The 13,013-nt window shown below is 51.1% G+C and carries 16 protein-coding genes and 1 other RNA gene; 10 read left to right on the top strand and 7 right to left on the bottom strand.

Annotated elements, in window-relative coordinates:
* The 5 genes from hemN to lgt form a co-directional block, all read left to right on the top strand.
* Positions 1 to 1,247, top strand: a 1,247-nt coding sequence (gene hemN / locus JU82_RS00820; protein ID WP_037945611.1) for an oxygen-independent coproporphyrinogen III oxidase, incomplete at its 5' end; no start/stop codon positions are given.
* A gap of 1 nt (position 1,248) precedes the next feature.
* Positions 1,249 to 2,529, top strand: a complete 1,281-nt coding sequence (locus JU82_RS00815) for a (Fe-S)-binding protein (protein WP_037945610.1) — start codon at positions 1,249 to 1,251, stop codon at positions 2,527 to 2,529.
* Positions 2,526 to 3,017, top strand: a complete 492-nt coding sequence (locus JU82_RS00810) for a HugZ family protein (RefSeq protein WP_037945608.1) — start codon at positions 2,526 to 2,528, stop codon at positions 3,015 to 3,017. Before JU82_RS00815 ends, JU82_RS00810 begins: the two co-directional genes overlap by 4 nt.
* Positions 3,014 to 3,589, top strand: coding sequence for a flavin reductase family protein (locus JU82_RS00805; RefSeq protein WP_294891939.1), 576 nt, complete (start codon positions 3,014 to 3,016; stop codon positions 3,587 to 3,589). Before JU82_RS00810 ends, JU82_RS00805 begins: the two co-directional genes overlap by 4 nt.
* Positions 3,590 to 3,592: 3 nt before the next feature.
* Complete coding sequence (gene lgt, locus JU82_RS00800) at positions 3,593 to 4,417, top strand: prolipoprotein diacylglyceryl transferase (protein ID WP_037945607.1); 825 nt, start codon at positions 3,593 to 3,595, stop codon at positions 4,415 to 4,417.
* Here the strand turns inward: lgt and JU82_RS00795 are convergent.
* The 6 genes from JU82_RS00795 to panB form a co-directional block, all read right to left on the bottom strand.
* The gene (locus JU82_RS00795; RefSeq protein ID WP_037945606.1) at positions 4,381 to 5,598 is read right to left on the bottom strand and encodes an ArsS family sensor histidine kinase; all 1,218 of its coding nucleotides are present in this window, start codon (positions 5,596 to 5,598) and stop codon (positions 4,381 to 4,383) included. The two genes, lgt and JU82_RS00795, sit on opposite strands and share 37 nt — an antisense overlap.
* A complete protein-coding gene (locus tag JU82_RS00790; RefSeq protein ID WP_037945604.1) occupies positions 5,595 to 6,257 on the bottom strand; it encodes a response regulator transcription factor in 663 nt (220 codons plus the stop codon). Before JU82_RS00790 ends, JU82_RS00795 begins: the two co-directional genes overlap by 4 nt.
* 12 nt (positions 6,258 to 6,269) lie before the next feature.
* Positions 6,270 to 6,650: a hypothetical protein gene (locus JU82_RS00785; protein WP_294891936.1), complete on the bottom strand. Its 381-nt coding sequence runs from the start codon at positions 6,648 to 6,650 to the stop codon at positions 6,270 to 6,272.
* Between the two features lie 82 nt (positions 6,651 to 6,732).
* Complete coding sequence (locus JU82_RS00780) at positions 6,733 to 7,773, bottom strand: AI-2E family transporter (RefSeq protein WP_037945601.1); 1,041 nt, start codon at positions 7,771 to 7,773, stop codon at positions 6,733 to 6,735.
* The gene (gene ruvB, locus JU82_RS00775) at positions 7,770 to 8,777 is read right to left on the bottom strand and encodes a Holliday junction branch migration DNA helicase RuvB (RefSeq protein ID WP_037945600.1); all 1,008 of its coding nucleotides are present in this window, start codon (positions 8,775 to 8,777) and stop codon (positions 7,770 to 7,772) included. The genes JU82_RS00780 and ruvB overlap by 4 nt, the downstream gene beginning before the upstream one ends.
* Before the next feature lie 11 nt (positions 8,778 to 8,788).
* Positions 8,789 to 9,577 carry a 3-methyl-2-oxobutanoate hydroxymethyltransferase gene (gene panB, locus JU82_RS00770; RefSeq protein ID WP_037945599.1) on the bottom strand — a complete coding sequence of 263 codons (789 nt, stop codon included), beginning with the start codon at positions 9,575 to 9,577 and terminating at the stop codon, positions 8,789 to 8,791.
* Positions 9,578 to 9,712: 135 nt separating this feature from the next.
* On the opposite strand from panB, the gene JU82_RS00765 reads away from it, so the two are divergent.
* The 3 genes from JU82_RS00765 (at position 9,713) to ssrA (ending at position 11,254) form a co-directional block, all read left to right on the top strand.
* Positions 9,713 to 10,117 carry an Hpt domain-containing protein gene (locus JU82_RS00765; protein ID WP_037945597.1) on the top strand — a complete coding sequence of 135 codons (405 nt, stop codon included), beginning with the start codon at positions 9,713 to 9,715 and terminating at the stop codon, positions 10,115 to 10,117.
* Positions 10,114 to 10,854, top strand: coding sequence for a tryptophan synthase subunit alpha (gene trpA, locus JU82_RS00760; protein WP_037945596.1), 741 nt, complete (start codon positions 10,114 to 10,116; stop codon positions 10,852 to 10,854). The genes JU82_RS00765 and trpA overlap by 4 nt, the downstream gene beginning before the upstream one ends.
* A gap of 30 nt (positions 10,855 to 10,884) precedes the next feature.
* Positions 10,885 to 11,254: a transfer-messenger RNA gene (gene ssrA, locus JU82_RS11525) on the top strand.
* An 83-nt stretch (positions 11,255 to 11,337) separates the two neighbouring features.
* On the opposite strand, the gene JU82_RS00755 is transcribed toward ssrA, so the two are convergent.
* On the bottom strand, positions 11,338 to 11,862 hold the full coding sequence (locus tag JU82_RS00755; protein WP_037945595.1) for a hypothetical protein: 525 nt from the start codon (positions 11,860 to 11,862) through the stop codon (positions 11,338 to 11,340).
* Positions 11,863 to 12,094: 232 nt separating this feature from the next.
* Between JU82_RS00755 and JU82_RS11520 the strand changes: the two genes are divergently transcribed.
* Both JU82_RS11520 and JU82_RS00745 read left to right on the top strand, forming a co-directional pair.
* Positions 12,095 to 12,571 carry a DUF2231 domain-containing protein gene (locus JU82_RS11520; RefSeq protein ID WP_294891930.1) on the top strand — a complete coding sequence of 159 codons (477 nt, stop codon included), beginning with the start codon at positions 12,095 to 12,097 and terminating at the stop codon, positions 12,569 to 12,571.
* On the top strand, positions 12,568 to 13,013 hold a 446-nt coding region (locus JU82_RS00745; protein ID WP_037945594.1), incomplete at its 3' end, for a 2-oxoacid:acceptor oxidoreductase family protein. The genes JU82_RS11520 and JU82_RS00745, both read left to right, overlap by 4 nt.

The raw sequence follows: 13,013 nt of genomic DNA, 5'->3' as shown, positions 1-13,013 counted from the left end.
CGCAGGACCCATCACGGGCGCTGTCGCTTTATTTTCATCTCCCTTTTTGCAAAAACGCCTGTTACTTCTGCGGCTGTAACGTCGTATTTACGTCCAAAGAGGATAAAAAAGAGCGCTATATCGATTATCTGACGCGCGAACTTGCCATTCTGGCGCAGCACATCGACGTGAACCGTCCCGTTATACAGCTCCATTTCGGAGGGGGAACCCCGACATTTTTCGATGCCGATCAGCTGTACCGGATTATCGCGGCGATCAAGAGCCATTTCAAAAACTTCGCAGAAGGTGCCGAGATCAGCTGCGAGATCGATCCGCGCCATATCAATGATGAGCAGATGAAAGTTCTCAGCGAGGCAGGGTTCAACCGTGTCAGTTTCGGGATACAGGATTTCGACGAGAAAGTTCAGGTTGCCGTTCACCGCGTTCAACCGTACGACATCACTAAAGACGCGATGGATCTGGCACGCAAATACAACATGGTCAGCGTGAATGTCGATCTGATCTACGGTCTGCCGTATCAGAGCCTGGAAACGTTCAAAAAGACCCTTGACCTGGCTGTTTCGCTTGATCCCGACCGTTTTGCCGTGTTCAACTACGCGCATGTGCCGTGGTTGAAGAAGACGATGCGCAAAATCGACGAAACGACGCTGCCGCATCCGAGCGAAAAACTTGCCATCATGCGCTACACGATCGATCATATGAGTGAGCGGGGCTATAGAATGATCGGTATGGATCACTTCGCCAAACCCGAAGACGAACTTTTCAAAGCGATTGAAAAAGGGGAACTTCACCGCAACTTTCAAGGATACACGACCAAAGGAGGGGCCGACCTGATCGGCATCGGTCTTACCAGTATCGGCGAGGGGGCAGACTACTATGCCCAGAACTTCAAAGAGATGGACGCGTACGAAGCGGCCATCGACGCGGGACGCCTGCCGCACGAGCGTGGAGTTGCCCTAAATACGGACGACCGCATCCGCCAGTACGTCATTATGGAACTGATGAGCAACTTCAAGCTCGATATTCCCCGTTTCGAAGCCGCGTACGGGGTAAAATTCGCGGAGTATTTCGGCTCTGCGATTGCGGAACTCAAGCCGTTCGAAGCGGACGGATTGCTCACCATTACCCCCGAAGCGATCGAATGCTCCCCTACGGGAACGCTATTGATCCGTAACATCGCGATGCCATTTGACGCCTATATGAAACGCCACGCATCCAGCGATAAAGCGTTTAGCAAGACGGTGTGATATGACACGCAAAGGCGAATTGTTTAACTTTACCGAAACTTCCGATGCGTGCATCAAGTGCGGGAAATGTATCCCCGTCTGTACGATCCACAACGTCAATGCCGATGAGGTCACCTCTCCCCGCGGGTTTATCGATCTGCTGGGAGCGTATCAGCGGGGGCAGTTGGAACTGGACAGAAACGCCAAAGAGATTTTCGAGAGCTGTTTTTTGTGTACCAACTGTACCGACGTCTGTCCTAAAGCGCTTCCGACGGATATGGTGATCGAACAGGTGCGTGCCGATATCGCCGATAAATACGGGATTGCATGGTTCAAGCGGGCATTCTTCTTTTTGCTCCGCCACCGGACGCTGATGGACATTCTTTTTAAACTCGGATATGTTTTCCAGACGTGCGGCTTCAAGATCAAAGAGCAAACGCAGTCTATGACGCCGCGCTTTTCGCTTCCGATCATCAAAAAAGACCGTTTGCTCCCCTCGATGGGGAAAACGTCGTTTCTTAACAGCCATCCCGAAAACATCCCTCACGGCGGAAAACGTCGTGTCGCGATCTTCATCGGGTGTCTGGCGAACTACAGTTACACCGAGATCGGCAAAGGGCTTCTGGAGATTCTCGAAGCTCTTGAAATCGATGCCTTTATCCCCAAAAAACAGCTTTGCTGCGGCGCACCTGCCTACTTTACGGGTGATTTCGCGACGGTAGATCACAATGCCAAGAAAAATATCGAGTATTTTGAGAGTTTTATCGATGATGTGGAGGCGATCATTATTCCCGAAGCAACGTGCAGTGCGATGATCAAAATCGATTACGAACACTTTTTCCATGATCAGCCTGAGTGGCTTGAGCGGGCCAAAAAACTCAAATCCAAGATTTTCATGGCGACCGAGTGGCTGGAGCAAAAAACGGATTTGAAAGCGGTGCTGGCTTCCAAAGGACGCAGCGATTTGACGGTCACCTATCACGATCCGTGCCATGCGCGTAAAATGCAGGGTATCTATCAGGAACCGCGCCGTCTCGTGAGCCAGAACTACACGATTACCGAGATGAGCGACCCCAACGCCTGCTGCGGTTTCGGAGGGGTGACGATGCAGACGGAAAAATTCCATTTTGCGCAGGCCGCAGGCCGTCCGAAAGCGGCGATGATCGGCAAAACAGGGGCACAAATCGTTACCGCCGAGTGCAGCGCGTGCCGGATGCAGATCAACAACTCGCTGCACGAAGCGGATGTCGACGTCGTCTTTAAAAATCCGATCGAACTGATCGCGGAAGCACTCCGAAAATGACGGGATTGGAGGTCGAATCGTTTCTGGAAACGTTTCAAACCCTCGTTATCGCTTCGTTGACTCCCGAAGGTTTGCCGCACGCCAGTACGGCGCCGTACGTACGGATGGGGAGCGATTTTTATATCCTCATCAGTACCGTGGCCCAGCACGGACGAAACCTTTTAGCCAACCCCGATATCTCGCTGCTGTTTGCCGAGGATGAATCGCAATGCGCCCAGCCGTTTGCCCGCAAGCGGGTTACGATAGAAGCCAGAGCATCGGAAACGGTTCGCCCCGATCCGATGTACGCTGCAATAATCGAGCGGTTGAAGGCTCATTTCAATCCTGAACTCGTTGGTTCTTTGACGCAGATGGGCGATTTTCACCTCTTCAGGCTTTCTCCTCTGGGCGGCAACGTCGTGATGGGATTTGGCAAAGCGTACCGTCTGAACCAAAATCTTGAAGTACTCACCCAAATCATTGGACAGCACCAGAAGGAGAAGCAGTGATCATCGATCCGACCGAACTCAAACCTGACACCGTTTACAAAATGATGAGCAATACGATCTTCCCCCGTCCGATTGCATGGATTTCGACGGAAGGGGAAGGGGGATTGAACCTTGCCCCCTACAGCTATTTCATTCCCGTTTCATCGGAACCGCCGTGCGTCATGGTATCGTTCAGACAACACGAAAACGGCGGGCTTAAAGACACGATCCGCAATATTCTCGATATGAGCAAAGCGACGATATCCCTTGCCCATGAGGCTCATGCATCCCCCATCGAAGCGAGTGCTGAACCGCTCCCTTATGGCGTCAGCGAAAGCGAACACTGCCGTATCGACATGAAAGCAGTGCTGGACGAATATCCGCCGATAGTTGCGGATGCGCAGGCAGCGCTGTTGTGCTCGCTGTATCAGATCACCGAGCTCAAAGATAGCCCTATGACCATCGCTTTTTTGAAAATCGAGCACTTTTACTATGCCGAGGGGGTGGTGGACGAGCGCTATAACGTGCATCTACGAAACATCGGGCGCGTAGGGCGCGATTATTTAGTCGATGCCAAAAGAATCAAGGGGTAGAGATTGGAATACTGGAACCATATTTACGAGCATTTTAACCCCGTAGCGTTTACGTTGGGGCCTATTCCCGTCCATTGGTACGGTCTGATGTACGTCACGGCGCTCTTTACGGCGTTTGCGATCGCCAAATGGATTATCGAAAAAGACAAGATCGCCATCACCAAAGAGCAGCTGGACGATTTTTTTTCCTGGGAAGTTTTTGGGGTGATTTTGGGGGCGCGGCTTGGGTACGTTTTCTTCTACGATCCCCATTCGATGTATTATCTGACCCACCCGTGGCAGATTTTCAACCCCTTCATGGACGGGCAGTACGTCGGAATCCGCGGGATGAGTTATCACGGCGCGGTGATAGGGTTTTTGATCGCGTCGTATCTGTACGTCCGCCGAAGCGGCATTCCGTTCGGGCGGCTGATGGATGTCGTAGCGATCTCCGTGCCTCTTGGGTACGTGTTCGGACGGATCGGTAATTTTCTCAATCAGGAACTGGTCGGACGCGCTACCGACGTTCCGTGGGGAATATACGTTTACGATACCCTGCGCCACCCTTCGCAACTCTACGAAGCGTTTGTCGAGGGGATCGTCGTATTTGCGATCATCTATCTGTACCGTAAACGCAAAGCATTTGAAGGAGAGCTGATCTTAGTGTATGGTGTATCGTACGGGATCGGACGCGGATTGGTCGAATTTTACCGAGCCCCTGACGCGCAGATCGGCTATCTGATCGGCAACTGGCTGACGTTGGGGATGGTCCTCAGTTTTGCGATGGCGGCGGTTGCGGCTATTCTCTGGATTTATTTTCGTTCACGGAACCAAACGCAAAAGCAGTGAATTCCTTCTTCATAACTGTATTGTAAATCAAATCGGTGCAGTTCGCACACGGACTGGGCGATATAAAGCCCAAGCCCAAGCCCTCCATCTCCCCGTTCGGTCACAAATGCCTGTAGCGCTTCTTCGACGGGACGTTTGAGCGGTTCGCCGCTGTTGTGTATGCAGATTTTTTCGTCGTTGCAGTCGATGTCGATGGGATAAGACGTCGCATGGCGGTACGCATTGTCGATCAGGTTTTGCAGCGCGCTCGTAAAGAGAGAGGGATCGACGTTCAACGTTCGGTCGCATCCTGAGAGGCGGATGTTTTCGGAATCAATGAGAAGATTCTCGATGGCCGTATGAATGATGCGATTAAGCGAAGTCGGCTCTTTATGGAGCACAAACGCGTGCATCTTCTCGATCTGCGCCATCTGGTTGATCAGATGCTCCAGACGGTTAAAAAGTTTCCCCAAAAGATTCCGGTTAGGGCTCGGTTCTTCCAGTTCGATGATGAGCTTTCCTTTGGTAATCGGCGTTTTAAGTTCGTGCATGATGTTACGCAAAAAGAGTTCGCGCGAGTTTTTCAGTTTTGACTGTTTTTCGAGCGCGTCATTAAACGCATTGGATATGAGAGCGATTTCGTCTTTTCCTTTGCTCGTGGTGTTAATGGTCTCTTTTCCTTCCCCGTAGAGACGTATCTGCTCATAGAGCCGTTTGAGCGGCTGCAGATTGCTCCACAGCAACAGGTACATGCTCACCAGCCCGCCGAGAAGGGCAAAGAACAAAAACCAGATAAAGTAATAGGTTTTTCCCTCAACCGTATCGCGGTAGTACATTTTGCAATGTCCCTGATCAAGTTCGTAAATAAATCCCGTATCGTCTTTATAGATCATGACACGGACATTGCGCGACAGGAGCCGTGAACGTAACGGAGGAGGCAGATCGATCGCTTCGCAGCGGGGCGTTTTAGCTTCGATGACCTGAAATCCTGCCGCCTGTAGCTCCTCGTTCGTCTGCGCACAGCTTCGCCCCTGCGTCTCGTCGATGATCCGTGAAAGTTCCATCGAACGATGGGCGAGAAGGTGGAATTTTTGCCGTTCCTGCTCCCCAAGTGCCGAAAGGAAGAGAAGGATCAAGACGAGCAATGCCAGAAAAAAGAAGGCGTGGAGTTTGAAAAAAACGGAATGTCGGCGGGAAATCATAGGGTAAACTGATAGCCCATACCGCGGATGGAACGGATGAGTGTTGGATGTTTGGGGTTGGCTTCGATTTTTTGGCGTATCCGGCTGATCAGGACGTCAATGCTCCGCTCCGAGCTTTCCCATCCGATCGCTTCGACGTTGTTTGCGATAAAATCGCGGGAAATGATCTGACGGCGGTGTTTGATCAAAAGGGCCAGAAGCTCGAATTCGGCGCGTGTCAGCGGAAGAAGCGCGCCGTCTTTATAGATGCCGGTCTCATCGACACGGAAGGTATCGCTGCTAGCCTGAATCGTCTTGCCGTTGATTCTGCGAAGCAGGCTTTGTATGCGTGCGACGAGTTCTCTGGGCTCGTAGGGCTTGGGGAGATAGTCGTCCGCACCCAATTCAAGGGCGATGACTTTGTCTCCCAAATCACTCCGGGCCGAGGAAATAATGATCGGAATGTCGCTGCGTTCTCTTAACGCTTTGCATACGTCCAATCCGTCGATATCGGGGAGGGTGAGGTCGAGAAGTACGAGGTCGTACGACTCAATTCCCAAGGACGCGAGCGCGGCTTTGGGATGTTCGTACGCGATTACCTCCATCTGATAACGGTTCAAATACTGGGTCAACAGATCCGAGATTTCGAGATCGTCTTCGATCAGAAGGATTTTAATCATGAACGCTCAGCCTTATTTGCAGTTTTTGCATCCCATGCCTGACATTGGCATCGATGGACCCATATCTGCTCTTTTCAGCTCTTTGAGTTTTTGCATATAGTCAAGCTTGCCGCGTTGGTCGGGCGTCAAAACATTCAGCATTTTTTCGCGCTGTTTGTTGTGGAATGCCTGTCCCTCTTCGCGCAGTTTGACGATCTGTTCTTTTTGTTTGTCGCTCAAATCAAGCGCTTCCAATGCTCTTGGAAGTTGTTTTGTATCGCATTGGCATTTTTCCATTAACCCGCCGCCGCACATTCCTCCGTTCATGCCGCCTTGCATCATTCCTTGCCCCATCGGGCCTGCCATTAGCGCAGTCGTTCCGAGGATCAGGGCCATACTTAGAATCTTTTTCATTGTGTTTCTCCGTTGATTGGGTTTGTACACTGTCATCATAGATAATCTCTCTAAACGCTCCATCAACTCAATGTTAACGGGATTAATGATCGTTCTCTTCATGTTGGGCCTCGGTGATCCGCAGTAGGGTCAAAAATAGCACCGTAATGGCGGGTCCGATGATCATCCCCCAAAAACCGAACGTCGCGAGTCCTGCGATAATGGCGAAGAAGATAACGAGTTCGTTGATTTTCTCTTGCGGTTTGATCAGTTTTTGGTTGATGATCTTGATGATGATCGGCTTGACGAACGTATCGGCGATGACCGAGATAACGATGATCGTATAGGCAGAGATAAAAAGAGCGTTTTGGGTATTTCCGATCGAGAGTTCGTACAGGGCAAACGGCACCCACATGATCACGCCGCCGATGACGGGGATAAGCGAAGCAAATCCGTACATGATGCCAAAAAGCAATCCGTTGTATCCCATGTACCCGACTGCTACGCCAAACAGTGCTCCCTCCAACACGGCGGTTGCAAGAATCGAATAGAATACGACGCTCATGCTTGAGCGCATCTCGAACAGGATCAACGTGCTTTCCTGTTGCGGCAAATGGGTGGAGCGTTTGAAGAACTCGAAAATGTCTTTGCCGTAATAGTGTGCTATGAAATAGAAGATGAGGATAAAAACAGCCCCCGAGACAAACGACATGGCGAAACTCCCGATCTGGGAAGCGTAATCGATGGCATGCTGTGCCATTGCCCCCGTATCGAGCTGATTCAACGATGCTTCGATTTTCGTTTCAAACCGTGACAGGAAAGGGGGAAGGTGTTCCATCCACCCCCGGACTTTGGCTTCGAAAGCCATCAAGGACGCAGGATCGAGGTTTTGCAAAAAGACGGAAAGATGAAACAAAAAATACCCCAGCGGCGCAAAAAAGAGAGCTGAGAGGACGAGTGTCGAGAGAAATGAAGCCCAAAAACGGCTTCGGGTCAAATGGGCGAATCCCATTTGGATATGATAGGTTGAAATTGCCAGCAATACGGCGATGACGATATTCGTCCAAAACGGCTCATAAAGACGGTAAACCCCATAACTTACAAACAGCAGAAGGATGAGGGTGAAATGTTCTTTTTTAATCATTCAAACAAACCGCTTTGAGGGATTCCGAATTTCAACAGATCGTAGGTTTTCGGTGTGGCGACACGTCCTCGGGCCGTCCGTTCCAGATAGCCGTTGGCGAGCAGGTACGGCTCGAGAACATCCTCGATGGTCCCTTCGTCTTCGCTCAGGGCCGCCGCGATCGTACTGAGACCCATCGCCCGGCCTTTGGCTTCCATCAGAAGCTTGAGAAGTCGGATATCCATCTCGTCAAAGCCGTTGGAATTGATCCCCAGCTGATCGAGGGCGTATTGGGAACGTTCATGCACGATGGTGTTTTCATTGGCGACGTCGGCGAAATCGCGTACCCGTTTGAGGAGGCGAAGCGCAATACGAGGTGTCCCGCGGGAGCGTTTGGCAATCTCAAGAGCCGCTTTTGTGTCTATGGATTTTCCCAATTTCAGCGATGCTTGAGCGATAATATCGCACAGCTCGTCAGGGGTATAAAACTGCATCCGAAAATTCATCCCGAACCGGTCACGCAGCGGGTTGGAGAGCATCCCGGCCCGCGTTGTCGCGCCGATGAGGGTAAAGCGGGGCAGGTCGATCTTGACCGTTTGCGCCGCAGGGCCGCTTCCGATAATGATGTCGAGGCGGAAATCTTCCATCGACGGATAGAGAATCTCTTCGACCGCAGGGGAGAGGCGGTGGATTTCGTCGATAAAGAGAATGTCTCCTTCTTCAAGATTGGTGAGGATGGCGGCGAGATCGCCGCTTTTTTCGATCATGGGTGCGGCGGTGACTTTGATGTTGCTGCCCATTTCGTTGGCGATAATGAGGGCCAGCGTCGTTTTTCCCAGACCCGGAGGGCCATAAAAGAGGACGTGATCGAGGGCTTCGGAGCGTTTTTTACTCGCTTCGATAAAAACCCCGAGATTTTTTTTAATCTGTTCCTGCCCGATGTAATCGTTCCATCCGCTCGGGCGCAGCGACATTTCCGTCGCATCCTCGGTGCTGAATTTTTCAATCTCTACAATACGTTCCACGTCAGAAATCCCTAATAGACATGGTTTTCATCGGGGAAACTGCGCTGTTTGACGTCATCGGCGTAGTTTTTGACCGCTTCTTTGACCAATGCGGCGCCGTTCATGTACTGTTTGACAAATTTTGGGACGAACGGCTCATACAGTCCGAGCATATCGGAGAATACCAGCACCTGACCGTCGACACCGTTGCCCGCGCCGATCCCGATGACGGGGATAGAGACGCTTTGCGCTACGCGCGTTGCGACATCGGCTTTTACCCCTTCGATGACCACGATAAAGGCTCCCGCCTGCTCGATGGCTTGCGCATCGGCAATCAGTGAGAGGGCTTCATCTTCGGATTTGCCCTTGACTTTGTATCCCCCTTCGGCGCGTACTGCTTGGGGAAGCAGGCCGATATGGCCGCATACGGCGATTCCGTTGGCGGTGAGATGACGCACGAGGTCGGCTTTATCCGCCCCCCCCTCGATTTTGACCGCATCGGCAGGCGTTTCGCGGTAAACGCGCATGGCATTTGTCAAAGCGCTCGTAGTGTCGATATAGCTTCCGAAAGGCATGTCCGCAATGACGAACGTTTCAGAAGCACCTTTGCATACGGCAGCCGTATGGTAGATCATCTGATCCATCGTGGCACTCAGGGTGTCCGGGTTCCCGCCGAAGCTCATGTTGAGGCTGTCTCCGACGAGAAGGATGTCCGCACTCTCGGCAAAGAGACGTGCGAACAAGGCATCATAAGCTGTGATCATCACGAGCGGCACACCGCTTTTTCGTTTTTGAATGGAACCGATAGTAAGCTTTTTCATCGTTGTGTAGTCTCTTCTATTGTTTAAAGTAGATAGTTTACCCAAAATTTGGATCGCATAGCCATTTGATGGCAATTTCAGGGAGGATATTAAACAAAACGTCGCTATAATCTGAACGCACAGGAGAAGATCGGCATGGGCATACGAAGCGAGCTTGAAGCGAATTTCGACTTTGAAATCATCGATGAGTTTCTGGACCACTACGCGATGATGGTAGAGATCATGGAATCGCTGATTATTGATCTGGGAAACGATACGCGCTATCATCGCAGTCTTGACGAACTGTTTCGGATTTTTCATAACATCAAATCGGCGTCGGGCTATCTGCAAATGGAACCGATGACGCGCCTCGCCGCATTTGCGGAAGATGCGCTCGAACAGCTGCGCGTACGTGATAAGAAGGCCAATGACGAGACGGTGAACTGGCTTGTCAGCGTCGCCGATATGTTCATGCAATGGCAGGAAGATCTCAAAATGGACAACGAACTTTCCAAAGTCCACTTCTCCCTCTTAATTTTACCCGATATGGAGACAGAGTGAAGCAACTCGTAGCATACATTACCGCCGGATACCCCGATACCGATTTTACGGTCGATTTAGCTTCTGCACTGGCGGAAAACGGTGTCGATACGCTGGAATTAGGCGTCCCGTTTTCTGATCCGGTGGCTGATGGCCCCGTTATCGAAGAGGCTAACGGACGTTCGCTGGCAGGGGGGTTCCGATTTGCCGACATCCTCACCATTTCCGAACAGATCGCTCCCAAGATCGATACGTTGTGGATGGGGTATTTCAATCCGTTCTACCAGTACGGGATGGAAAGTCTGCTTGAGCGCGCCAAAGCGATCGGCGTCAACGGGCTGATTATCCCCGATCTTCCGTACGAAGAGGCCAAGGCATACGAGCCGTTGTTCGAGAGCCGGGGGTTGGCCAATATTTCTTTTGTTGCTCCGACCGACAGCGATGCGCGTATTGCGACGATCACGGCCAATTCCCGCAAATTCATCTACCTCGTCGCGTATGCCGGGATCACCGGAAGCGGCAAAAGCGAAGATTTGAGCGGCGTACTGGCGTCGATCAAACGCCATACCCAAACCCCCATATACGTCGGCTTCGGCGTCAATGAGAAAACGGCGCGCGAAAAAGTGCAGGGGGCGGATGGCGTCATCGTCGGATCGGCCATCGTCAGCGTCTTGCTCGACGATACTCTCAATGCGACCCAAAAAATTGCCAAATGCTGCGAGATTACCCGCAATATTAAATCCCTGATTAACAGTTAAGAGTGCTATAATTACGTATTCACTTCTTTTGGGGCTGACATGGCTTCGACGGGAGCGGGATGCTTTAGGTTGCATGCCGGACTGGGCACCTCCGTTACACGGCCCAAATTGCTTAAACGCAAACAACACTAATTATCGTCCTGCTTACGCTGTAGCGTAAGTTTTAACTTAATCTAGGACTGCTCTACCCTCCTATGCTATCACCGGAGGGGTTTGGGGTATAACCATCGCGATAGCTATACTCCCGGAGTGCCTCGGACGGGAAAGAATTTAGAGGATTGGGCGCTGTAGCTTTGCACGGTGTGTGAAAGCGCCTGAAACACAAACAACGTCTCTAAGCATGTAGACGCCTTTGGTGGCCCGTTTTCGGACTGCGGTTCGATTCCGCACAGCTCCACCATCTTCGTATTTATCTTTTTTTCTCTATTCATTCCAAACAGATCAAAATAATTTTTTAAAAGACGGCGAAACCGATAGGCGGTACTATTTTTGATACCCTATCAGGAGATTTTCTCCTACGTACTCTTTGGGTAATACAACAGTCGCTTGAGGCATCCACCCGGCAGGGATCTGCTCGATCTCATTTACATCGATTCCTTCTTTCTCATTTCCCTTGGTAATTCTCAGTTTGACATTGTTCATGGTTGCGCCGCTGGTATTTAAGACGCCCAGCGTGAGTTTCTGGCCTTCTGCAAACGGCTCTGTTTTGATGAGTGATACGGCCAAATGATCGTTCACGTTCTGGAGATGCCCCACGCTCAGATCAAAACCTTTCGGTTCATAATAAGTGCCCTTAAATATCAGATCGGTCAGCGCCGATTCGTGTTTCACAAGCATCGAGCGGGTTTCCTCCAGCTCGTGCGTCATATTGTTGATGGCGATACACTGGGCGATAACAAATCCTCCTAGGATCAGAGTGTTTGCAACGGTCAATAGTTTCCATTTGTTCCATTCCGAACATTTTTCCGAATTGGCTTCGCGGGACGCGGCGTTTTCTTTCTCTTCCATCTTTGTCTCCTTCTCGCTGGGTTCGGGAACATTGCCGTTCCGTTCGATCCATAATAACACATTATATTACAAAAATATTTTTGACTGTCGGTAGTCCCCCAACAGATAATTTGTTTTTTTAATATTCTTTTCCCCATCCCCTCTATATACTTAACCGCATAAGGTTGTGTTTCGGCACTGATTCCCCCTATGCCGGTGAAACCCTCGGCATACACACGACAGGACGGGATAGATGGAACAATCCACAGAAAATCCGCACGAGAGTCCCAAAGAACGGTATCGTCAATGGTATGCCAAATACCATCCGCACCCGATGGCTGTCCATTTTCCGATCGCCTTGCACTATTTCAGCGGATTCGCCGACATTCTGTTTTTAGCTGATCCCTCCGAGGGATACGAAGCCGCCGTTTTTCTATCGTTTCTCATCGCTACGGTGACGGGTCTTTTTGCTTTGATCAGCGGCATTTTCAGCTGGTGGATCAACTACAACTTCGCCGTCACAAAAGTGTTTATGATTAAGCTTGCAGGCGGGGTATTCACCTTAATGATAGGGTTGATACCGATTGCCCAGCGAATGGCCGATCCCGACGTGGCTTACAGTGCCGATGGGGCAGGGATCGTTTATCATGCCATTATTTTCATGACGGTCATTTCGGTGAGCGTTGTCGGCTATTACGGCGGGAAGCTTACGTGGAGGGCCAAACGATGAAAGACTCGGTTTCGATACTGATAGGGGGTAAAGCGGGGCAGGGGATCGCGAGTATCGAAACGCTGCTGGCCAAAGGATTCAAACGGGCCGGTTTTTATACGTTTTCTACCAAAGAGTACATGTCCCGAGTGCGCGGCGGCAGCAACACGACCCTTATCCGGGTTTCGAACACGGCGGCGAACGCCCCGGACTTCAAGGTAGATATTTTCGTCCCTCTGGACACTGCTGCCTATGCGCATGCGCGGGATCGGATACGGCACGACTCGATCCTGATCGCCAAAAAAAGCGATGTAGAGTGTGACTGCACACTCTACGATTGCGATCTCGATGCACTGGCCAAAGAGATCGGAAATCCCATCGTCTCCAACACCATCGCCGCGGCACTCGTATTCGGGCTGCTTGGATGCGACGGGGAGATACTGAGGGAGATCGTAACCGAATC

The organism is Sulfuricurvum sp. MLSB (assembly GCF_000747095.1).
Lineage (GTDB): Bacteria > Campylobacterota > Campylobacteria > Campylobacterales > Sulfurimonadaceae > Sulfuricurvum.
Note: the sequence above shows the minus strand (reverse complement) of the source record. Positions and strands in the feature narration are given on the sequence as shown.

Bases quoted from the DNA above. Each gene is read 5' to 3' on its own strand.
- JU82_RS00815 (WP_037945610.1), top strand. From the start codon at position 1,249: ATGACACGCAAAGGCGAATTGTTTAACTTTACCGAAACTTCCGATGCG.
- JU82_RS00810 (WP_037945608.1), top strand. From the start codon at position 2,526: ATGACGGGATTGGAGGTCGAATCGTTTCTGGAAACGTTTCAAACCCTC.
- JU82_RS00795 (WP_037945606.1), bottom strand. From the start codon at position 5,598: ATGATTTCCCGCCGACATTCCGTTTTTTTCAAACTCCACGCCTTCTTT.
- JU82_RS00790 (WP_037945604.1), bottom strand. From the start codon at position 6,257: ATGATTAAAATCCTTCTGATCGAAGACGATCTCGAAATCTCGGATCTG.
- JU82_RS00785 (WP_294891936.1), bottom strand. From the start codon at position 6,650: ATGAAAAAGATTCTAAGTATGGCCCTGATCCTCGGAACGACTGCGCTA.
- JU82_RS00780 (WP_037945601.1), bottom strand. From the start codon at position 7,773: ATGATTAAAAAAGAACATTTCACCCTCATCCTTCTGCTGTTTGTAAGT.
- panB (WP_037945599.1), bottom strand. From the start codon at position 9,577: ATGAAAAAGCTTACTATCGGTTCCATTCAAAAACGAAAAAGCGGTGTG.
- JU82_RS00765 (WP_037945597.1), top strand. From the start codon at position 9,713: ATGGGCATACGAAGCGAGCTTGAAGCGAATTTCGACTTTGAAATCATC.
- JU82_RS00755 (WP_037945595.1), bottom strand. From the start codon at position 11,862: ATGGAAGAGAAAGAAAACGCCGCGTCCCGCGAAGCCAATTCGGAAAAA.
- JU82_RS11520 (WP_294891930.1), top strand. From the start codon at position 12,095: ATGGAACAATCCACAGAAAATCCGCACGAGAGTCCCAAAGAACGGTAT.